Origin of the sequence: Bacillus thermozeamaize, from assembly GCA_002159075.1 — a bacterium.
In the GTDB taxonomy this organism is placed as follows: Bacteria; Bacillota; Bacilli; order ZCTH02-B2; family ZCTH02-B2; genus Bacillus_BB; species Bacillus_BB thermozeamaize.
In genome coordinates, this window is sequence record LZRT01000090.1 from 23,719 (window position 1) to 44,929 (window position 21,211).

Consider the following 21,211-nt stretch of genomic DNA (forward strand, 5'->3'; position numbering starts at 1 on the left):
ATCCGCCAAAAAGGCCCTGGACGCCTTGATTGGTTATACAAAAGCGAGGTTGGAAACCATGGATGAAAACACGTTTTTTCTTTATGATGACACAGAACATACGAGAACGCGGTTTGTCAGTTTCGTCGGCAAGAGCAACCGGTTTGATCTGGCCATTGTGCGTTCCGAACGGTTTTATGGGAAATCCCTCGTGATCTCGATTCAAAATGGCCGCTGCGCCATCATCGGCCAGGATGATCTGGAAGAAGAAGGGTACATCGCGCATGTTTTCGATTTGAGTGAAGAAGAGGCGCAAGAGTTGACCGAATTCCTGTACCTTGCGGTCTGAAAACGGCAACAACGAGAAGCCAAAAAAGCTCCTTGGAAACACCTTCAGCCGGCGATTCCAAGGAGCCAATGACGCGAAAAAACCGAATGATGCGATCTTCGGTTCAGAAAAATCATCAGATCAGTCCCATCTTTTCCCCAACTGCTCCAATCGCTGCGAGGGCAACATCCAAATCTTCATCATCATGGTTGGCCATCAGAGAGAACCGGATGCGGGCTGTGCCTTCAGGAACCGTCGGCGGTCGAATGGCTACGCCCAACACGCCAAGCTCCTCCAGAGCACGGCTGAAGGCCACCGCCTCCCTGTTTCCGCCAATCACCACCGGAATGATCTGCGTGCTGGAACCTGCTGTATCAAAGCCCATCTCCCGAAGCCGCCGGCGAAAGCGCTCCGCTTTTGCCATCAGGGCTTTCCGCAGCTGGTGCGAGGACTGAACGAGATCCACAGCCGCATCGATCGCTCCGACCACCGCCGGAGGCAGCGCAGTCGTGTAAATGAAGCTGCGGCAAGTATTGATTAAATACCGGATCCAGTCCCTCCCTCCTGCCACATAGGCACCATAGACGCCAAACGCTTTGCTGAAGGTGCCCATGGTCAGGTCAACCTCTTGACTCACCCCTGCATGCGTTGCATATCCCTCCCCATGCGGGCCGAATACCCCGCCGCCGTGCGCCTCATCCACCATCAATGCGGCATTATAGCGGTTTTTCAACCAAACAATCTCCCGCAGCGGGGCCACATCTCCGTCCATGCTGAACACCGAGTCTGTGACAATCAGGCGGCGGCGGAATCCTCTTTGGGCCGCCTGCTTCAACAAGGTCTCCAGGTGATCCATGTCCCGATGCTGGTACCGGTAACAATCCGCTTTACTCAAGCGAATCCCATCAATGATACTGGCATGGTTCAGCTCATCACTAAACACAACATCTCCGCGGCCCAACAGCGCAGACAAAACCCCCACATTGGCCAGATAGCCGCTCCCAAACAACAATGCTGCTTCCGTTCCTTTAAACGCCGCCAGTTTCTCTTCCAATGCCGCCACTTGCAGGTCATGGCCGACGATCAAGCGGGAAGCGGTTGCCCCGCTCCCCCGTATAGCGGCCCTTGCTGCCGCTTCCTTGAGCACGGGATGATCGGCCAGGCCCAGGTAATTATTGGATGACAAATTGATGAGTCGCTTGTCCCCGCGGCGCAAGACCGGCTGTTGCGCCCCTTCCACCGGTTGCAAAGTGCGCAGCCGTCCGCTTTCCTCAAGGCGTTCCAACTGTTCCTGCAAAAAAGTTTCCCAGCTGCTGTTCACAGGACAGATTCCTCCCATCCTAACAGACGAAGCAGACGGTTCAGATCAAAGTTTTTTTCAACGGCATGTCTGAGTCCTTCCGGCGTGATCTCGTTCAACCACGGCAGCCTGCCCAAAACGGGGATCTTGCCGAATAATTCAATCATCGCAGGGTTATCCGCGATGCTGGGATCCGTCTCCTCTATCCGGTAACCGTTCAACACCACACCCACCGGGTGTAAACCATAGGAGCGGGCTGTCTGTACCGTCATCACAGTATGATTGACCGTGCCTAGATGAGGACGCGCCACGATCAACAGGGGAAAACCAATTGCCCGCGCCAAGTCAGCGATGCTCCAGTCCTTCCCCAGGGGCACCATCAATCCGCCAGCACCTTCCACCAAGAGGATATCCACGCTGCTGGCAATCCGGCGCACATGAGCCAGAATCCTGTTCTGGTCGATCATTTTCCCTTCCCGCCGTGCGGCAATCCACGGCGCGACTGGCGCATGAAAGGCGTAAGGCACGATTTCTTCAGGCGCATGAGAGAGCTCTGCCAGCCACTTTAAGCGCATCGCATCTCCATTGGGGTGATCCGCCGGGTGCCCGCTCTGTACCGGCTTGACGATCCCGACCCGGTATCCCCGGGCTTTTAACGCCGCTGCCAGACCTCCTGTGACGACCGTTTTTCCGACTTCGGTGTCGGTCGCGGTGACAAACAAGCCTTTCATTTCTCTGTCACCTCGTAAATGGCCTGGTGCAGGATCTTCACCATGGCTGCCAGATCCTCTTGCTCCGTGCACAATGGCGGCAAGAAAGTGATCACATCGCCCAAGGGACGGGTGATCAGCCCCAGCTCCCGAGCCCGCCGACAGACACGGATCGCTGTCTTCTCCGCAAGAGCGTAAGGCGTCTTGCGCTCTTTCTCCTTGACCAGCTCAATCCCGGCCATCAACCCTCGCCAACGTACCTCCCCCACGTGAGAAAGCTCCATCATTGGTTGGAACATCTTGGCAAGAAAACCGGCATTTTCTTTCACCCGGTTCAAAATCTCCTCTGTTTCAAAAAGTTCCAAATTCGCCAGGGCGACAGCACAGGCCAGCTGATTACCGGTATAGGAATGGCCGTGGAAAAACGTTTTCAACTCTTCGTGATCAGCGTAAAAAGCATCATAAATCTCATCCGTCGTCAGCGTCGCAGCCAAAGGCAGGTAGCCGCCGGTGATCGCTTTCCCCACTGTCATCAAATCCGGTTGCACCGCTTCGTGATTGCAAGCAAACATCTCCCCAGTGCGCCCAAAGCCGGTAGCCACCTCATCGGCAATCAACAGCACGTCATATTGGCGGCAGAGTTTCTCTACCGCTTTTAAAAAACCGGGGGGCATGGTGATGATCCCGGACGCCCCTTGCACAATCGGCTCCACAATTAATCCAGCGATCTGCTCCCCTTTCTCGCGGAGCTTGTCCTCCAAAACCGTCAAGCAATATTCAACACACTCTTCTTCCGTTCCGGGAAAGCGGTATGTATAGGGATAAGGCACCTTCTCGGTCGCAAACAACAATGCGTCAAAAGCAGCGTGAAACAGATCAATTCCCCCAACACTGACCGCCCCGATCGTATCTCCGTGATACGCGTTGTTCATGCTGAGAAAAAGCCGCTTTTCCGGGCGGCCGCGGTGCTTCCAATAGAGAAAGGCCATCTTCAGAGCAATCTCCACACTGGTGGCACCATTGTCAGAGTAAAACACCTTGTTCAATCCTGGCGGCGTGATTTCCACCAGCTTCTCTGCCAGGAGAAGACCTGGCACACTGGCCATGCCCAGCATCGTGGAGTGCGCAATTTTATCCAGCTGCCGCACAATCGCCTCGTTCAGCTCCTTCCGGTTGTGCCCGTGAACATTGAGCCACACCGAAGCGTTCCCATCATAGTAAGCACGCCCGTTGACATCAATCAACCGCACGCCTTCCCCGCGCTCGATGATCACAGGCTCATCTTTTAAATACTCCTTCATCTGTGTAAAAGGATTCCATAGATAACGCCGGTTTTTTTCCAACAGCTCCTCATAAGTCCAGGCTTTCATGATTCCACCCCAATTGTAAACCATTATTATTAAACTTGTTTACGATTTTGATTAGAATATATCACAAATCTTTGGAAAAGAAAATGCTTTAATCCGGCAAAGGGTATATCCTTACCCCCCTTGGGAACTCTTTTTACAGGGGGTGGAAAACATGGTTCAGCGAAACAAGAGGTACCGGGAGCTTGAGACCGTCGTTTCGCAGCGCAGCGAAATCATTGCCGAAGAATTTCCCGAGGGCCCGTATGGCGCGCCGTTCAACGAGGAACACCTGGGAAAAACGACCCCTTGGGAAGGCGGCATGCACGCTGCCCCGCAATTCACGTATGAAAACCGCACCTTTCACGCCGGGCTGGAAAGGGAACATCCGGATGCGCATCCGACACACTCCGAAGCAGAAGAGGTGTAGCTTGCAGCTACACCTCTTCTGCGCTCTTTTTGCTCCGGCTTTCCCGGCTTTTGACCCCGCGCTCCGGAGTGACCTTTTTGAGCACGAAATACGGACATCCGAAATTACAGTATTCCTGTAAATATTCATCCAGGCTGGCTATTTTCTGATCAAAACTGGCCTTCGGCCGGTTGTTTTCATAAAAGCCACGCAGCCGCAATTGGCCGTATCCCCAGTCGCCGACAATGTAATCATAGCGTTGCAAGATATCAATATAGCGTTCCCGGAATGCTTCCACTTGCCATCCGTTGCGATAATTCTCCACGACCTCGTACTGCTGTCCATGAATAACGACCATTCTCTCACTCCTCTGCCGCTTCAGGTATGCATGGATTGTACTTGTTCATGGGCATGGTAAGAACTTCGCACCAGAGGTCCGGATTCTACGTGCCGAAAGCCTCTTTTCAACCCTTCTTCTTTCAGTTGCGCAAATTCTTCCGGCGTGTAGTAAGAAACCAGCGGATAATGGTCCTTGGTCGGCTGCAAATACTGGCCAATGGTTAAAATGTCGCAATTCACTGCGCGGAGATCATCCATCGTCTCCAGGATTTCCTCCCACGTCTCGCCGACGCCTACCATGATACTGGATTTGGTCGGGATGTGCGGCTGCATTTCCTTGGCCCGCCGCAACAGCTCCAGAGAACGGTCATACTTTGCCGCCCGGCGCAGCTGGTCAGACAATCTGCGAACGGTTTCCACATTATGGTTCAAAATATCGGGCCGGGCCTCCATGACCACTTGCAAGGCATCCCAATTCCCGAGAAAGTCGGGAATGAGCACCTCGACGCTGCACAACGGGTTGCGCTTGCGAATCGCCCGAATCGTCGCCGCAAAAATGCCCGCGCCGCCATCCCGCAGATCGTCGCGGGCCACGGAAGTCACCACCACATGCTTCAACCCCATCGCTTCCACCGCATCCGCCACACGTTCCGGTTCGGCCCAGTCCAATTCCGTCGGCAAACCGGTTTTCACCGCACAGAAACGGCAGGCACGCGTACAGATATCGCCCAATATCATAAAAGTGGCGGTGCGGTGGGACCAACACTCGTAAATGTTTGGGCAGCGCGCCTCTTCACAGACCGTATGCAGCGTCTGGCTGCGCATGATTTCCTTCAGTTCCGTAAAATGACGATTTGTAGACAGCCTCACTTTGAGCCATTCCGGTTTTCTGGAAGTATCGTAGACAGGCATGGTCACACCTCCAACAGTCGCCTGGCCATCCCGACCACATCCGATTGTTACACACATTATACCTTCTCATTCCCAAAAAAACCATTTTTCAAGTGCTTGGCCAGGATTTGGCGTGATAAAAGCCCGCCCTGGCAACAAACTAATTTTGGTGTATCCAACCGAGTCATGATACTGGGGTGAAGCATACGGTGTGTCGCTCGCTTCAACGTCTGATCGCACTGCTTCTGGCCTGTGCGCTGCTCTTGGTTTCCACCTCTGTCAGCGAGGCCAATACTGCGGATGAACGGAACACGATTTACAAGCAGCGGATGGAATATTTTCTGCAAATGGAGCAATTCACCCATATTCCCTGGTATTACTTCGCGGCGATCGATCAATATGAACGAGCCATTCAAGCGACGCGCAAGGATAAAAAGAAAAAGGAAGGGGTTCTGGCCATTCAAGTCCCGGACTATCTTTGGGCCGGAATGCTCAACCCGGATCATCAGGATACCAATCCGTCGAGTATCCGGTTTTTTGGCGGAATAGGCAAGGACGGAGACGGGGACGGCATCGCAGATCCAAACAGCGATCAAGATCTGATCTTCACTTTTGCCACTTACTTGTCTTCGTACGGTTTTTCTGAAGAAGACATCTTGCACGGCCTTTGGGAATATTATGGTTCGGACTACGCCGTTCGTCACATTCACGCTTTTGCGGAAATCTACAAGAAGTTTCAGACATTGGATCTTCTCCATTTTACTTTTCCCATTCCGAAAGGTTTCCACTACACCTACCACGATACGTGGGGCCATTCCCGGGGCTGGGGGGGCCGCAGGATGCATGAAGGAACGGATATCTTCGCCGGTTATGGAACGCCCGTTCTCAGCACCTGTTACGGATACGTGGAAGTGATCGGCTGGAACCCATACGGCGGATGGCGCATCGGCATCCGGGACTTAAACAACGTCTACCATTACTACGCCCATCTTTCGGGTTTCAACAAGCAAATCAAAGCGGGTGATGCCGTCAAGCCGGGAGAAATAATCGGCTATGTGGGCAGCTCCGGGTATGGAAAGCCGGGAACACAGGGCAAATTTCCGCCGCATTTGCACTACGGGATGTATAAGCATAACGGACGCAATGAATGGGCTTTTGACCCTTACCCATACCTGAAAGCGTGGGAACGAGCCGGCCGCAAGCAACAACGTTAAAATTCGACAGGTGGTATAATCGGCATCACGGGCGGCAACGGCGTATCATTAGAGGGGTCTTTTGTTCCGCCGCCCTGGGCCGGATCGCGGCCGCCGGAACCGCCGCTCGAATAGTAGAAGTCGGGAACCTGACCGACGATCACGGCGTTCGACAAGGCCACACGGGTAGACACCTCTCCGGATTCGACGGAGAAAGGGATGACGATGGCCACCTGGGCTTTAATCACGGCGTACACCGTCACCATCACCATATTAATCCCGGCGGTCTGCATGTCAAATTCCAGATCCACGGTGGCCGAACCCATCGGCCGTAAGTGCACCGAGATCTTCGGTCCCAAATGGGCCAAGATATTGCTGTTAAACGCCTGCCCCAACGGTATCTCGATCTCCTGTTCCTCCAATTCGCGGAGGATTTCATGCACCCGTGCCGTGGTCTCCGCCTGGATCCTCGCATATTCGGAGTAATTAAACAATGCGCTTTGGATGACTCCCTTATCGTCATATTGAATCATGATCAGCTCCCGAATATCCGTCTGCCGGGCGATTTTTTTCGAAATCGATTCAATGATGGATTCCGTCGCCATCTGATGGACTTGAACCCGCGCGATATTCATCAGCGGGACGCGGATATTCCGCTCGATGAAATAAAACAACTGGACTCCCGAAAAAATCAACAGCAGGATCACCACCGGAATCATGAACCGGTAAAACGGACGTCTTGCCAGCCGGTTTCGAACCCCTCTCCGCCTCATCCAGAGCATGGCGCCAGCCTCCTCATGTACCATACTTATGTCGCGCAAGAGAGGGCTATACGCCCGTTACGAACCAGTTTTATCTACAAGCAAGCAGGATTGTGCTACAATCAACCTGAATTCGAATACCGGATATGGGAGGGGAATCGATTGACATACCGACTTACGGATTACGTCTCCAACCTGGATAAAAACGTCTACGCCATCTTCAACCTTCCCGAAGAGGTCATCGCCGTCATCTTCGCCTATGTATCCCGCAGTCCGAAGAGCTTTCGGGAAAATCTGCAAACGCTTTTGGAAAAAGAAGAAATCTTGACCCAACCGGGCAACCAGCTTCTCCTGTCAGAAACCGCCAGACGTTTTCACGAACGCTGGGTGGTGGGATACGGCCATTCCAGTGTGGCCGAACATGCCGTTGCCCATATCGGCATTGAAAAGATCAGCCGGCTCGCCTCTTCCGAACTGGAGCTGGCCAACCGCTTCAACAGTTTTACCGAGTACAGCCAGCGCTACCAGCGGCCTCGCCGGGGCGACTTTTATATCCCCGAAGAAATCGACCAGTGGCCATCCCTGCGCGAGGCGTACATTCAGTTCCAGCATCAGGCGTACGATGTCTATGAAACGCTCTTGGCAGGCCTGAAATCTTATCTTGAAAAGAAGATATCACCGAACAAGGATGAGACGCTCAAGGCCTATCAGACGCGCATTGAAAAAATGGCCTTTGAGGACGCGCGATATGTACTGCCTCTGGCCACGCTGACCAACCTGGGAATGACCGGAAACGGCCGCGCATTGCGTGACACCTTGGTCATCCTGCTCTCCAGTCCCTTTCCGGAGTGCGTGAGGCTGGCCCGGGAAATGGAAAGGGAGATCAGCTTTTGTCTCCCCACCCTGCTTCGTCATGTGGGTGCCTCCGCTCATCTCGTAAACAGCAGCCAGCGGTTCAAACAACTGCCTCACGCCGGGAACGGACAAGCAGCCGGCAACAGGGCGGGGATGAGGTCCATTGACATTCCCGATTATGAAACCGTCCTGAACCGCTTGTGCGCGGGTCTGCTTTTCAGCCATCAGCCGGTTTCTCATTCGCAGGCGGAACAGTGGGCAAAGGAACAATCTCTCGAACAAAAAGAACAACTCCTTCGGGAGACGCTATCCGATCTGGGCCCGTTTGATAACCCGCACCCGGTTTTCGAGACGATCCGGCTCAAGCTTTACCTCAGTGTGTCGGAAGCCAACTGGCATCAATTGCTGCGCCACAATCGGCGTACCAGTTTTATTTTTCAACCTCCGAACGTCGGCGGAGGCGTCACAATCCCGCCACATGTTCGGGAAGCGGGACTGGCCGATGTCATGCACCGGTTTCTCCAGCAAGCGGAGCAGATCTACCACCAATTGGCCCAGGAGTCACCCACTCTTGCCGCCTACTGTGTGACCAACGCTCACCATCGGGAAATCGTGGCCGACCTCAGTCTCTGGGAATTGTATCACCTGATTAATTTGCGCACCTCCCAAGAGGCACAGTGGGACATCCGCCAGACCTTTGAACAGATTCACCACGAACTGAGCCAAACCCATCCGGTGATTGCGCAATTTGCCAAACGCCGCACGTAAAACGAAAAAACGGGGCTGCTCTCGCCCCGTTTTTTGTGTGCTCCGGTAACCCTGACACTTTGTCAATTCCCATCTCAGATCATTCTGAGGAGCGCATCACGTCCCTTCATCCCAGGCACGATACCCAGCTTTTCTGCCTGACGGGTCACCCTCTCCAAAGGAGATTCCAGCAGATCTTCCAGGGTACGCACGCCTGTCGCACGACCCGCGATGATCTTCCGATCGGCCAGCCGCTCGTTCAGCAAACCCACGTCAAGCGCCCCGCACATGATGTACCCCTTGTCGTTCGAGATGGAGATGAGGTTTGTTTTGGGGAGTTGGACAACGACGCCGATAAACGGATGTCCCTCGATAACAATCGGTTTGATTTCAACCAATCGACAAACCTCCCTTCTGAACCTCTCTTTCCATCTTATGTCCTGCCTGATGTTCAGGTTCTTCTTTGGACAACCCTGCCGGGGGGTACCACTCCAACAACTGCGCGCAAGACATGATGACCCGCTTGGGAATGAGTTTGTCCCGATTTTGCGTCAGGCGCTTGCGGCCATCAGGATGCAAGATGGATAGATAAAGACGCAAATAAAAAGTGATAAACCCGTTCCACCAGCGCCTGGGCATGGGAACCACTGTAAATCCAAACGGATCAGCCCCCCGGTAAATCATCGTAATGCCGTAAATCGCCTTGACGTGTTGATACTGCTGGTGCTCCGTCAAATACCGGCTCAGTTCGGGCAAGGATCGCCGGAGCATCCGAATCAAGGTGGCGGCCAGCTGGACGGAAGTCCTTGCCCGTTGCACCACCTGTGTGAAAATGTCATTGTTAAAGTGCAGTTCCAAAATCGGTTCACCGCGACGCAACCACTGACCGTCCGCCAAGCAAACCGGCTTTCCGTAATAGCGCCGCTTACGGATGCGAAACAGCGTCCGTTCATCATCCTGCATGCAGACATACTCCATGTTCAACAAGCGGTGGACAAAGCTTTCCCATCGCTTCCAGGTATAAAACAGGAAGCGATTCACCGGCGAGCGGCAAACCTTCATTTCTTCCCTTTCCTGCCGATAACGGGACTCCAACTGCTGCAACGTGCAAAAGCGGTAACCCGATTTTTGCAGCCGCCGCAAAAGCAGCGCAAACCTTTGGAGGTCGGCAGGGCCGCCCTTTACCCGCAGAACCGATCCGTTTCGCACTTTTCGCATCCATCTCTGCGGATTGAGGCGGGAGCCATTCCACGTCGCCGACCACAAAACCACGGTGCAACGCGACCGGCACACCTGCCAGAGACGATACAGGCTCAGCCAGCCCTTGACTGGGCGGTAAAACGCTTGCGAATGCTCAAATGAAGCCGGATACCATTCATGGCCATCGCTTGAGAGCCGGGAAAGTTCCGCCCGGTTCGCTTCTCCCGGCTCCTGATGCACAAAAAACGTGGCCCGAATTCCCAAAGACCTGAGGATGGGCAACAGTTCCGACCATTGCTCTGCTTTTCCCTCAAACGTCAGCGAAACGTCCGGATGAAGCGGGCTGCCGCGGCGAATGGCCTTTCCGGATAAACGGATATACCAAGTCGGCAACACATAATATATAAAAATGAAGCCCAAGATCACGCCAGCCGCAACCGTGCCCAACGAGCGCGCATCCATGATTTCCCCTGCTCCCCCTTCCGTTTCTCCATAATGATCCATTGTAGCAGTTTCAGGAAACAAAAAAAGCCCCCTTTTGGGGGCGATGCCTTTTGAACAAAGCATGATATCAATAAATCGGGGTTATCCAATACTTCCTTCCATCTCAAGCTTGATGAGCCGGTTCATCTCCACCGCATACTCCATCGGCAGCTCCTTGGTAAATGGCTCAATGAATCCCATGACGATCATCTGGGTAGCTTCTTCTTCGGAAAGGCCCCGGCTCATCAGGTAGAAGAGCTGTTCCTCGCTCACCTTGCTGACAGTGGCTTCATGTTCCAGGGTGACGTCCTTGTTCTTGACCTCGTTGTAAGGAATGGTATCGGAAGTGGATTGCTCATCCAAAATCAGGGTGTCGCATTCGATTTTCGCTTTGGAACCCTTGGAATTGGGACCAAAGGAGGTCAGCCCTCGGTAGGTGGTCTTCCCACCCTGTTTGCTGATGGACTTGGAAACGATCGTCGAGGTACAGTCGGGCGCCAGGTGAATCACCTTGGCCCCGGCATCCTGGTGCTGCCCCTTGCCGGCAACCGCTATCGAAAGGATATTGGCCTTGGCGCGAGGTCCTTTCATGATCACGGCCGGATATTTCATCGTCAGCTTGGAACCGATGTTTCCGTCCACCCATTCCATCGTCGCATCCTCATACGCCACTGCCCGCTTGGTAACCAGGTTGTAGATGTTGGACGACCAGTTCTGAATGGTTGTATACCGCACGCGGGAACGCGGCTTGCAGATGATTTCCACGACGGCGCTGTGCAGTGAATCGGTTCCGTAGATCGGGGCCGTGCATCCTTCCACGTAATGGACGAAACTATCCTCATCCGCGATGATCAGGGTCCGTTCAAACTGGCCCATGTTCTCGGTGTTGATCCGGAAATAGGCTTGCAGCGGCACCTCGCACTTGACGCCTTTCGGAACATAGATGAAGCTGCCGCCGCTCCAGACGGCGCTGTTGAGGGCAGCAAACTTGTTGTCCGTGGGCGGAACCACGGTGCCAAAATATTCCTTGAACAACTCGGGATATTCTTTCAGCGCCGTGTCCGTATCGCAAAAGATGACGCCCTGCTCTTCCAGCTCTTTTTGCATGTTGTGGTAAACCACTTCCGACTCGTACTGGGCGGAGACCCCCGCCAAGAACTTCTGTTCCGCTTCCGGGATGCCCAGCTTGTCAAACGTCCGCTTAATCTCCTCCGGGACTTCATCCCAGGAGCGTCCGCGCCGTTCTGTCGGTTTCACGTAATAGGTGATATTGTCAAAGTCCAGCTCGGAAAGATCCCCGCCCCAAGTGGGCATCGGCTTGGAAAAAAAGATCTCCAGCGCTCTTAAACGAAACTCCAGCATCCATTGCGGCTCACCCTTGATCCGCGAGATCTCTTCCACCACTTGACGGTTTAACCCTTTCTGGGCCCGGTAAATGGAAATATCCGGATCCCGGAAACCGTACTGGTATTCCCCCAATTCCACCAACTGTTTCGCCATCCCGCATCCCTCCTTTTTTGTCATCTATCCTCAACAGCCAAAAACCGGCCTCGGCGTATTTCCAAAACTCGGTGAATGTCCACACGGTGTTTCTGGTGTCGCAACCTGACAGCAACATGGATATTTTTTACGTTTCTCAATATAAATATATCATAACTCCGCCGGAAAGAACAGGTCGAACCATCTCAGGACTCGCGGGACGTTTCCCCGAGCGCCTGCTCCATCGCTTTCCAGGCGAGGGTCGCGCATTTGATGCGCGCCGGAAACTTGGAAACTCCCTGCAGTGCTTCCAAGTCTCCCAAATCCACGCCTTCAGGGTGATTGCCACGTACCAGTTCGGAAAAATGGCTGGATAACGCGAGCGCATCCTGTACCTGCAATCCTTTCACGGCTTCCGTCAGCATCGAAGCGGAAGCGAGGCTGATGGAGCAACCCTCTCCATCAAAACGGACATCCTCAATCTGATCACCGTTCAGCTTCAATTGCAGCTGAATGCGATCCCCACAGGTGGGATTATTGAGCTCAATCTGAATGCCTTCGTTTTCACCGAATCTGCCCCGGTTTCGCGGATGCTGATAATGGTCCATGATCACCCTGCGGTATAGTTCATCCAATTGCATGGCCGAAAAACTCCTTTGCTCGGATTAAGGCCTGAACCAACCGATCCACGTCATCTTCGGTATTGTAAAGGTAAAAGCTGGCTCTTGCCGTCGCCGTCACTCCCAACCACTTCATCAACGGTTGGGCGCAGTGATGGCCTGCCCGTACGGCAATCCCTTCCGTGTCCAGAACCGTAGCGACATCATGCGGGTGAACCCCGGACAGGTTAAAGGTCACAATCCCCGCACGTTCTCTCGGACCATAAACCTGGATACCCTCCACCTGCCCTATCCGCTCCATGGCGTAAGCAACCAGGCGCTGTTCATGCCGGTGGATCGCATCCATCCCGATCGTTTCGAGAAAATCAATGGCCGCCGCAAGTCCGATAGCGCCCGCGATGTTCGGGGTGCCGCCTTCAAATTTCCAGGGCGGTTGCTTCCAGGTGGCATCATACAACTGGACAAAATCGATCATTTCGCCGCCAAACTCCACCGGTTCCAGGCGTTTGAGCCATTCTTCCTTCCCATACAGGACGCCAATGCCAGTGGGTCCCAGCATCTTATGACCTGAAAAAGCCAGAAAATCGCAATCCAGTTCCTGGACATCCACTTTCATATGCGGAACGCTTTGCGCCCCGTCGACCACCATGACAGCCCCACGGCGATGGGCGATCGCAGCAATTTCCCGGATCGGGTGAACGGTCCCCAACACGTTGGAAACGTGTGCCATCGCGACCACTTTGGTCCGCTCCGTGATGGCCTCTTCCACATCCTCCAGACGGACGGTGCCGTCGGCCTGGAGGGGCAGGTATTTGAGCGTGGCGCCCGTCCGCTTGGCTGCCTGCTGCCACGGGATCAAATTGCTGTGGTGTTCCAGCTGCGTGATGAGGATTTCATCGCCGGCCTGCAACACGCCTTCAGCCAGGCTGCGGGCCACCATATTGAGGCCTGCAGTCGTGCCGCGGTTGAAAATGATTTCTGACGTGCTTCGCGCATTGATAAAGCGCCGCACCTTTTCTCGCGCGCCTTCATACGCCTCGGTTGCCTTGTTCCCCAGTGTGTGCACGCCACGGTGAACATTGGAATTATAGGTTTCATAGTAATGTTGAATGGCCCTGATGACCGCCAGGGGTTTTTGTGAGGTGGCCGCGCTGTCCAGGTATACCAGCCGATGACCGTTGACTTCCTGCGACAGGATGGGAAACTGATCGCGAATGTTCTCCAAATTCATGTCCGCAGCTTCCTTTCGATGACCGCAAGCAGTTGCTGGCGGATTCCCTCGACCGGAATCCGCGATACCACGGGCTCCAGGAAACCGAGAATGATCAAGTATTCCGCCTCCTCTTTCGGAATACCCCGCGACATGAGATAGTACAGTTGCTCTGCGCTAACCTGGCCGACACCGGCGGCGTGGCCTGCCTGAACATCATTTTCGTCAATATACAGGATCGGATTGGCATCACCCCGCGAATGTTCCGAAAGCATCAGGACGGATTGGGCCTGCCTGCCGTCGGCACGGCGCGCTCCTTTTTCGATCTTCGTCACACCATCCACAATCAGCCAAGACTGATCTCTCGTCACACCCCGGGAAAGGATCTCGCTATTGGTATGTTGCCCAATATGCCAGTTGCGAGACTGGTAATTGGCCTGTTGTTTTCCCGTGCCGATGGCAATCAGCCTGGAGGCGGAAGATGCGCCCTTTCCCTTGAGGATGCTGTTGTTTTCAGCCAGTGTGTTGCCGTCATTCATCTCACCGAGAATCCATTCGATCTGGCCATCCTGTGCAACAACTGCCCGCCGGTACGAAATATCCGTGATCGCCTGATTGAACAGGTGCACCGTCGCATAACGCACCCTGGCCCCGCGCTTGACGTATACCTCCGTGGCCCCGATGTGCAATCCAGTTGCCTGCTTCGACGAAAAACAATGGTCCACCATCGTCAGGGAACTGTTTTCATCGGCGATGACCAGCACATGGGGGTAAAACCCAAATCCCTGTCCGGAAAACCGGAACAAGGCCTGCAGGGGAAGCTCGACCTCCCGATTCGGCGGGACATAGACAAAAACGCCACCGCTCCAGAGGCTGGCGTGAAGGGCAGTCAAGCGGTTTTCATCCACTTTCAGCGCTTCCGTCATAAAGTGCTCCCGGATCAACGCCTCGTGCCGGTGTAACGCCGAATCCAGGCTTTGAAACACCACTCCCTGCCTTTGCAACTCCTCATCAAGACGAGAATGGCTTACGGAACCGTCCTGCTGGATGAGGAGATTTGGAAGTTTCTCATCAAGCCACGGCATTTCCTGCTTCAGCTCCGGCAAAACCGCCGAATCCTGAAAGAAAGGGCGATCCGCCGAGGGGACAACGCCATTCAGGCGCCAACGCTGAATCCGCATCTTTTCCACTTTTGGCAGGGGCAGCTTTTCAGCCAATTCAAACGCGTTCAGCCGGAATTCCGTCATCCACCGCGGCTCGCCTCTCTGCTCGGAAAATCGCCGGATCCACTCCTGATCCACCGTCTTCACATCCACACTCATCCCACCCACTCCTTCATCCGTCAAATCCTGCTGGTCCCACCTGCAACAACATTCTCTGCGGGTTATACCTGGACGTTCTGGCCGACGGTTTCATCCACGATGCCCAGCTCTTCCTTTAACCAATCATACCCTTCCGCTTCCAGCCGTTCGGCCAGTTCAGGACCTCCCGAACGCACAATTTTCCCTTGCATCATCACATGCACAAAATCCGGCCGGATATAATTCAACAGGCGCTGGTAGTGAGTAATGATGAGAAAACCGGTCCGTTCACTGCGCATGGAGTTTACGCCCTTGGCCACGATCTTCAAAGCATCAATGTCCAGTCCGGAATCCACCTCGTCCAGAATCGCGATTTGCGGTTCAAGCATCATCATCTGCAGAATCTCGTTGCGCTTTTTCTCCCCGCCTGAAAATCCCTCATTCAGATAGCGGTGCGCGAACGATTCATCCATCTCCAGCATTTTCATCTTCTCTTCCAGCATGCGGATGAACTTGATGAGCGAAATCTGATCGTCTTCAGCGCGCCGGGCGTTGATGGCACTGCGCAAAAAATCGGCATTGGTCACGCCGCTGACTTCACTCGGGTATTGCATGGCCAAAAACAAGCCGCTGCGGCTCCGTTCCGAAACATCCATCTCCAGGAGATCTTTTCCGTTGAGCGTCACACTGCCGCCGACGACCTCATATTTTGGATGGCCCATCAGCGCGGCAGCCAACGTGCTTTTTCCGGTTCCATTGGGACCCATGATGGCGTGCACTTCGCCGCCCTTTACCTCAAGGGTGACTCCCTTGAGTATTTCTTTATCTTCAACCTTGACCCGAAAGTCACGAATTGACAAGACCGGTTTTGTCATGACATCCACTCCTCCTACACTCGATCCACACATCAAAGACGTCTTCCGGTTCCGTTATTTTGGCCAATCGCCGTACCGTCATGAGCCGCTTTTGTGCCACTACGATTGTAACGGAATCCCCCAGTATAGGCAAGGTAATCCATCTTTCGATATATTTTATGCGCTTTTGTTTCGAAAGTTGGTGCAGAAACGGTGATGACATCTAAAACAGGCACAAAACCTTTTGTTTGAGATGGCACGCTGGACCCTGTCCTTTTTAGAATAATTTTAGTCAAAGACTAATTTTATTTTAGCTTTTTATCTCCCCGACTGCAAGCCTTATTGAATAAACTGCGTCAATTGCTCTGTGCCATGATCAGGATGTTGCAGCAACCAGTGGATGGCGTAATCACCGGGGTATACCCCCAGTGTCATCGCGTTCTCCCGCACCTCTGCAGGCACAGTCAAAACCAGTGCGGATGGCAGAAGATCCTGAAGCTTTCGAGACAACGCTGTACTTCCTGACGCCACCTGTGATGTCACAAGATAATAACGCGGGGAAGCCGGGTAGGCTGCCTCATCTGTGGGCAAGACAGTCACTTGCCGAATCACCTTTTCGATAGGTTGTCCATAAAAAGAAGATGCTTTCTCCAACAGCTGCGGGCTCAGTTCGGAGGTGTAGACCTCGACCACCCGGTTTAAGCGGTTTACACCAAACTCGACTTTTGGTTCTGGCCCCACGCTGACATACATCTGCACCTCATGCCCCCAAACCTCCAGCAAACACAACATGACGAACAACAAAAACGTCAGGAGCAGCACAGGCACAGCGCGACCGAGCGAGTACTGGCGGAAAAACGACGGATTTTCAAAGATGATCTCACTGCCCAATTCGGCATGTGCCATCGCCTGTTTCACTTTTTGAAACCGTCCATCCGGTGTCAGCACAATGACTGTCTGCCCGTCTTTTTCGACCACCAATCCGCGCTTCAAGCCAATCCCTCTTTCCTGGACCTATACTTTTTCTGCCTGGGGAAACTCCAGATATTCTCGCAAATATGGATAATCAAATATCAGGATCAAGGCCATGGAGATAATATATTTGCGATGCCGTTCCAATGTCTTGCGGCTTACTTTGACCACTTTCAGCAGATCTTTAATCGGTAACGTTTTCTTCTCCAGAAGCTGGGCAACCAGCTCCTGATTGGACGCCAAGATATGGGCCACTTCAAACAACAGCTGGCGGGAATCTTGATGTTTGGGCGAAAGCCGAACCAGCTCCTGAAGGCTGATGCCGAACTCCTTGAGATGCCTGGCATACAGCTTGATCTCAGTCCGGCGTGCAATGCCTTGCTGTTCCTGTTCAAAAAGCCGGAGTGATTCTTCCACCTCCACCGGGTTTAAATAGTGTTCTTCTTCATCTTCAATCTCAAACGAACTTAACGGCAGCTGTTTCTGAAACCGTTGCTCCCTGCGAATGTAATCGATTAATCTTCGCTGAATCACCATCTCCGCAAACGAAAGGAAACTGCGGCTTTCTTTCGGGGAATAATGATCCAGCGCTTCATTGAAGGCGCTCAGCGCGATGCTGAATTCATCATCTTGCCTGATGTCGATATATTTTTTGCAAACCTTGGACGCCGTCTTCACCATAAAAGGATAGTAGTCTTTGAGCAGGTCGTGACGTAATCGTTCGTCACCTTGTTGCACCTGAATGACCAATTCCTCCAGGGAATCGGTGGATGAAGGTGCGAGGGCCGTATGTTGAACCATGACGGAGAACACCTCGCCTTGGAAAGTATTCTGATATCCTGCACCATGTATAAAGTATACCTGATTTCACGTTCAGGTCCAACTTTGGCCGGGACAAACAACAAAAAAGTGGTGAATCTGCTTCACCACAATTGACGAATGGCATGTATCACGAATGTCACTTATCCCTTCACGTCAGAGCAAGCCGGATAAAATCGCCTGCTTCTTTTCACTGAGCACCTTGAGGCGTTTTTTCAGCATCATTTCCCACTCAAGATCTTTCAACTTCTTGGCGATAATCAGCAAATCCAGCGCCATGTCAATTTGCACCTCAAAAATTTGGTGCGGATCCTCTGTCACACAAGAAATACAGTTTTCAAAGATGTCTTCCATTCTGGAGGGGTCGATGTATTCTGCAAAGTCTACCTCTCTGGCAGCATCTGACTCCGCATACTCAATGAGGATGGCAAACTCTTCCGTCACAGCATTGTGCACTTCCACTTGATGACAAACAGGACAGAACAACATCGGGAGATTGTGCACGTAGGTTTTGCCATGGCGCATCGTCCCGATCGCACCGACCATACTTGCCCCACAACAGAAACTCATTCAACACCCCTCCTTATCGAAAAACCTCCTTAAGCATATCATACGTCTTCATGAACCTTTTGCAAATGAAATATTTGTTTAATCCTTTTTATATTTGGCTTCATACTCTTCCGCCGAAAGAAGCCGCTCCAGTTCCGAAGGGTCAGACATCTCGACGACGATCATCCAGCCTTTTTCATAGGGCGACTCATTCACCCATTCCAGGTTGTCCTCCAGTTCCTTGTTCACCTCAACCACTTGCCCCGTGACCGGGCTGTACAAATCCGACACCGTCTTCACCGACTCTATGCTTCCAAATGCCTCTCCTGCCGTCACTTCGTCGCCCACTTCCGGCAATTCGATAAAGACGATATCCCCCAACTCAGACTGGGCAAAATCGGTAATGCCAATGCGGGCTCTTGTGCCTTCCGCTTTCACCCACTCGTGCTCCGCACTGTACTTCAACTCTTTGGGCAGAAGCATCCGAACCCCCCTGTTCCGTTGGATAACTCAAAATTTCTCTCAGTTGATAATGATTTTAACAAATCTATAACCAGGCGGCAAATGCTTCCTCATTAAAACCCACCGTCACCCGCTTGCCGTCAGTGACGACAGGCCGCTTGATCAATTTTCCGTCCGATGCGAGCAACTGAATCATCTCTTCCTGATCCATATGCGGCAGTTTATCCTTCAAGCCCAATTGACGGTAAGTTTGCCCGCTGGTATTGAAAAACCGGCGGACATCCAGGCCGCTTTGCTCCACCCAACGGCGAATGGTGTCAGCGGAAGGAGGGTGTTCAACCAGATCCACCAGCTCAAATGCAGCCCCATGTTCCTCGAGCCATTTTTTTGCTTTCCGGCAGGTGCCGCATTTGGGATACCAATAGACGGTGAGCCGTTTTGCCATTGCCATCTCCTCCTCTGCAAACAAGGGATAATTTGGCCAGCATCCCCGTAAATATGTACTGAAAGATGTCCATGGGAGCGTGCACCGAGTGCCGCTTGCAACTAGTATAGACCAAACGCTCCATGTTGCAAAACAGCAGGGGGAATGCGCATGCCAAACCGGTTTTTGATCTGGACAGGACTTTGTTTGCTCCTCTCTTTGCTTCTCAGCGGATGCGGCCTTTTAAAAAATAAAGAAAACCCGACCGAGTTGGTCGAGCAGTTTCTCTATCTGGAACAGCAGGGAAACTTTGGCAGTTCATGGGAAAAGCTGCATCCCGAGATCCAGCAATACTGGCCGAAGGAAGCCTATATCCAAGAACGCGCCAAAGTGTTCATGCAGATTTTTGGTGCCAGGCAGTTTGAATACCAACTGGGCAAACCCGAAACGATCGAAGAGTGGACCAATCCGCTTACGGGAACCACCTTTACCAAGGTACAGCTGGTTCCGACGAAGATCACGTTTTCATCTGCCTTCGGCACGATGTCGCTTTTGCAAAACTACTATTTGGCCATGTCAGGCGATACCTGGTATATTCTCTGGGACATCAACTTGCGTGCGCCCGCCCATTCCGCTCCGGCGCCTTTCATCAACGATGGCCAAGACAGCGGCAATCCTCATCCCCAATGAACAAATACCTGCTCATGCATCCAGCGCTTTGCGCAAGGATGCGCGAAAATCAGGATGAGCCACGGCGATCAAGGCTTCGGCGCGTTCGCGCAGCGTCTTGCCGTATAATGAAGCAATCCCGTATTCCGTCACGACATAATGGATATCTGATTTCAACGAGGTGGCTGTCCGTACTTGCGGAACAATCCGTGAATGCTGGCCTCCCTTTGCTGTCGCATGCATGGCAATGATCGAAATCCCCTCTTTGGACATCATCGCGCCGCGCATGAAATCGACCTGCCCTCCCACGCCGGAGACATATTGCGTCCCGAGCGTCTCGGCATTGACATGCCCGTGCAAATCGATTTCCAGCGCAAAGTTGATCGCGCAGAAACGGCTGAAACGGGCCAGTACCCCGGCGTGGTGGGTATAGTCGGAGGGGCGCAATTGCAGCAGCTCGTTTTTTCGTGCAAACTGATGGATTCTTGCACTGCCGATGAGGCAACAGCCGACGATTTGTCCCCGATCCTGCTCCTTGTATTCGCCTGTCAGGGTCCCGCTTTCGAACAAGTCAATGACTTCATCGGAAATCGATCCGGTGTGCATGCCCAAATCCTTTTTTCCTTTCAGGGCATGCAAAATGCTTCCGCCTAGCGATCCAATGCCAATCTGGATCGTGGCCCGATCCGGAACCAGTTCAGCCACATGCCGGGCCACTTGCAGATCCGTCTGGCTGGGCCGGGCCGGAGGCATCTCATACGGCGGCCGTTCTGCGGAAACAAAAATATCAATGGCGGAGGCGGGAATGGTTCCCGCGCCATACACCCATGGAAGCTGGTCATTGACTTCGGCGATGACCAGTTTTGCATTTCGGACGAGCGACAATGTGTAATCGGCCGCCATGCCCAGGTTGACACGCCCCTCCTCGTCCGGAGGCGTGGTTTGAATCAGCGCAACATCCGGTTTTAACCATTCCATGACCTTCGGCAGGTCAGAGAGGTTAAAAGGGATGTAATCCGCCATGCCCTGCCGGTAGGCCTCGCGAAGGCGAAAAGACATCATGAAGCATTTCAGGGCAAAATGGCTTTTCCATTCCGGGTTGCCGTATTCACACGGACTGCCCGCCGGCATGACGTACAAGGGCAGCCGGTGAAACCGCTCCCGTTGGTTAATCAGTTCACGGACCAACGTGGGCGGCTCAGACAGCATGCCGCCAAGCGCGACGGTCTGCTCGGAACGAAGCAACGCAATGGCTTCCGCTGCGGACATCCACTTTTCCTTTCGATGTTTTGCATCCATCCGCTGTTCGAG

At 53.2% G+C, this 21,211-nt stretch carries 24 protein-coding genes; 5 read left to right on the forward strand and 19 right to left on the reverse strand.

Annotated elements, in window-relative coordinates; all coding sequences use genetic code 11:
• Positions 1-58: 58 nt before the first annotated feature.
• Complete coding sequence (locus BAA01_06780) at positions 59-328, forward strand: cytosolic protein (protein OUM86445.1); 270 nt, start codon at positions 59-61, stop codon at positions 326-328.
• A 115-nt stretch (positions 329-443) separates the two neighbouring features.
• Here BAA01_06780 and BAA01_06785 read toward each other — a convergent pair whose 3' ends face one another.
• From BAA01_06785 to BAA01_06795, 3 genes are read right to left on the reverse strand one after another with little or no spacing between them, the layout of a single operon-like run.
• Positions 444-1,646 carry an 8-amino-7-oxononanoate synthase gene (locus tag BAA01_06785; GenBank protein ID OUM86446.1) on the reverse strand — a complete coding sequence of 401 codons (1,203 nt, stop codon included), beginning with the start codon at positions 1,644-1,646 and terminating at the stop codon, positions 444-446.
• On the reverse strand, positions 1,625-2,338 hold the full coding sequence (locus BAA01_06790; protein ID OUM86447.1) for a dethiobiotin synthase: 714 nt from the start codon (positions 2,336-2,338) through the stop codon (positions 1,625-1,627). The genes BAA01_06785 and BAA01_06790 overlap by 22 nt, the downstream gene beginning before the upstream one ends.
• Positions 2,335-3,687 (reverse strand): adenosylmethionine--8-amino-7-oxononanoate transaminase, encoded by a 1,353-nt coding sequence (locus BAA01_06795; protein OUM86448.1) that lies wholly within the window; start codon positions 3,685-3,687, stop codon positions 2,335-2,337. The genes BAA01_06790 and BAA01_06795 overlap by 4 nt, the downstream gene beginning before the upstream one ends.
• Positions 3,688-3,838: 151 nt before the next feature.
• Here BAA01_06795 and BAA01_06800 point away from each other — a divergent pair, with 151 nt between their 5' ends.
• A complete protein-coding gene (locus tag BAA01_06800) occupies positions 3,839-4,093 on the forward strand; it encodes a hypothetical protein (GenBank protein OUM86449.1) in 255 nt (84 codons plus the stop codon).
• Between the two features lie 7 nt (positions 4,094-4,100).
• Here BAA01_06800 and BAA01_06805 read toward each other — a convergent pair whose 3' ends face one another.
• Positions 4,101-4,430: a hypothetical protein gene (locus tag BAA01_06805; protein ID OUM86450.1), complete on the reverse strand. Its 330-nt coding sequence runs from the start codon at positions 4,428-4,430 to the stop codon at positions 4,101-4,103.
• A gap of 20 nt (positions 4,431-4,450) precedes the next feature.
• Positions 4,451-5,323: a lipoyl synthase gene (locus BAA01_06810; GenBank protein ID OUM86451.1), complete on the reverse strand. Its 873-nt coding sequence runs from the start codon at positions 5,321-5,323 to the stop codon at positions 4,451-4,453.
• A 188-nt stretch (positions 5,324-5,511) separates the two neighbouring features.
• On the opposite strand from BAA01_06810, the gene BAA01_06815 reads away from it, so the two are divergent.
• Positions 5,512-6,516 carry a peptidase M23 gene (locus BAA01_06815; protein ID OUM86452.1) on the forward strand — a complete coding sequence of 335 codons (1,005 nt, stop codon included), beginning with the start codon at positions 5,512-5,514 and terminating at the stop codon, positions 6,514-6,516.
• Here BAA01_06815 and BAA01_06820 read toward each other — a convergent pair.
• Complete coding sequence (locus tag BAA01_06820) at positions 6,513-7,277, reverse strand: sporulation protein YunB (protein OUM86453.1); 765 nt, start codon at positions 7,275-7,277, stop codon at positions 6,513-6,515. The genes BAA01_06815 and BAA01_06820 overlap by 4 nt on opposite strands.
• 141 nt (positions 7,278-7,418) lie before the next feature.
• Here BAA01_06820 and BAA01_06825 point away from each other — a divergent pair, with 141 nt between their 5' ends.
• Positions 7,419-8,879, forward strand: a complete 1,461-nt coding sequence (locus tag BAA01_06825; GenBank protein ID OUM86454.1) for a hypothetical protein — start codon at positions 7,419-7,421, stop codon at positions 8,877-8,879.
• Between the two features lie 74 nt (positions 8,880-8,953).
• Here the strand turns inward: BAA01_06825 and BAA01_06830 are convergent, their stop codons facing one another.
• The 12 genes from BAA01_06830 to BAA01_06885 form a co-directional block, all read right to left on the reverse strand.
• Complete coding sequence (locus tag BAA01_06830; protein ID OUM86455.1) at positions 8,954-9,256, reverse strand: hypothetical protein; 303 nt, start codon at positions 9,254-9,256, stop codon at positions 8,954-8,956.
• The gene (locus tag BAA01_06835; GenBank protein ID OUM86456.1) at positions 9,249-10,562 is read right to left on the reverse strand and encodes a hypothetical protein; all 1,314 of its coding nucleotides are present in this window, start codon (positions 10,560-10,562) and stop codon (positions 9,249-9,251) included. The genes BAA01_06830 and BAA01_06835 overlap by 8 nt, the downstream gene beginning before the upstream one ends.
• Positions 10,563-10,643: 81 nt before the next feature.
• The gene (locus BAA01_06840) at positions 10,644-12,041 is read right to left on the reverse strand and encodes a Fe-S cluster assembly protein SufB (protein ID OUM86457.1); all 1,398 of its coding nucleotides are present in this window, start codon (positions 12,039-12,041) and stop codon (positions 10,644-10,646) included.
• A gap of 185 nt (positions 12,042-12,226) precedes the next feature.
• Entirely contained in the window at positions 12,227-12,661 is a 435-nt protein-coding gene (locus tag BAA01_06845) for an SUF system NifU family Fe-S cluster assembly protein (GenBank protein ID OUM86458.1), read from the reverse strand.
• On the reverse strand, positions 12,648-13,871 hold the full coding sequence (locus BAA01_06850) for a cysteine desulfurase (protein OUM86459.1): 1,224 nt from the start codon (positions 13,869-13,871) through the stop codon (positions 12,648-12,650). Before BAA01_06850 ends, BAA01_06845 begins: the two co-directional genes overlap by 14 nt.
• Positions 13,868-15,172: a Fe-S cluster assembly protein SufD gene (locus BAA01_06855; GenBank protein ID OUM86460.1), complete on the reverse strand. Its 1,305-nt coding sequence runs from the start codon at positions 15,170-15,172 to the stop codon at positions 13,868-13,870. The genes BAA01_06850 and BAA01_06855 overlap by 4 nt, the downstream gene beginning before the upstream one ends.
• A gap of 62 nt (positions 15,173-15,234) precedes the next feature.
• The gene (locus tag BAA01_06860) at positions 15,235-16,026 is read right to left on the reverse strand and encodes a Fe-S cluster assembly ATPase SufC (protein ID OUM86461.1); all 792 of its coding nucleotides are present in this window, start codon (positions 16,024-16,026) and stop codon (positions 15,235-15,237) included.
• Between the two features lie 318 nt (positions 16,027-16,344).
• Positions 16,345-16,998, reverse strand: a complete 654-nt coding sequence (locus tag BAA01_06865; GenBank protein ID OUM86462.1) for a hypothetical protein — start codon at positions 16,996-16,998, stop codon at positions 16,345-16,347.
• 21 nt (positions 16,999-17,019) lie between these two features.
• Positions 17,020-17,778, reverse strand: coding sequence for an RNA polymerase sigma-I factor (locus BAA01_06870; GenBank protein OUM86463.1), 759 nt, complete (start codon positions 17,776-17,778; stop codon positions 17,020-17,022).
• Between the two features lie 174 nt (positions 17,779-17,952).
• Positions 17,953-18,366: a hypothetical protein gene (locus tag BAA01_06875; GenBank protein ID OUM86464.1), complete on the reverse strand. Its 414-nt coding sequence runs from the start codon at positions 18,364-18,366 to the stop codon at positions 17,953-17,955.
• 78 nt (positions 18,367-18,444) lie between these two features.
• On the reverse strand, positions 18,445-18,828 hold the full coding sequence (locus tag BAA01_06880; GenBank protein ID OUM86465.1) for a glycine cleavage system protein H: 384 nt from the start codon (positions 18,826-18,828) through the stop codon (positions 18,445-18,447).
• Positions 18,829-18,892: 64 nt separating this feature from the next.
• A complete protein-coding gene (locus BAA01_06885) occupies positions 18,893-19,252 on the reverse strand; it encodes a hypothetical protein (GenBank protein OUM86466.1) in 360 nt (119 codons plus the stop codon).
• A 150-nt stretch (positions 19,253-19,402) separates the two neighbouring features.
• Between BAA01_06885 and BAA01_06890 the strand changes: the two genes are divergently transcribed.
• On the forward strand, positions 19,403-19,921 hold the full coding sequence (locus tag BAA01_06890; GenBank protein ID OUM86467.1) for a hypothetical protein: 519 nt from the start codon (positions 19,403-19,405) through the stop codon (positions 19,919-19,921).
• A gap of 12 nt (positions 19,922-19,933) precedes the next feature.
• On the opposite strand, the gene BAA01_06895 is transcribed toward BAA01_06890, so the two are convergent.
• Complete coding sequence (locus BAA01_06895; protein OUM86468.1) at positions 19,934-21,199, reverse strand: hypothetical protein; 1,266 nt, start codon at positions 21,197-21,199, stop codon at positions 19,934-19,936.
• Between the last annotated feature and the right edge of the window lie 12 nt (positions 21,200-21,211).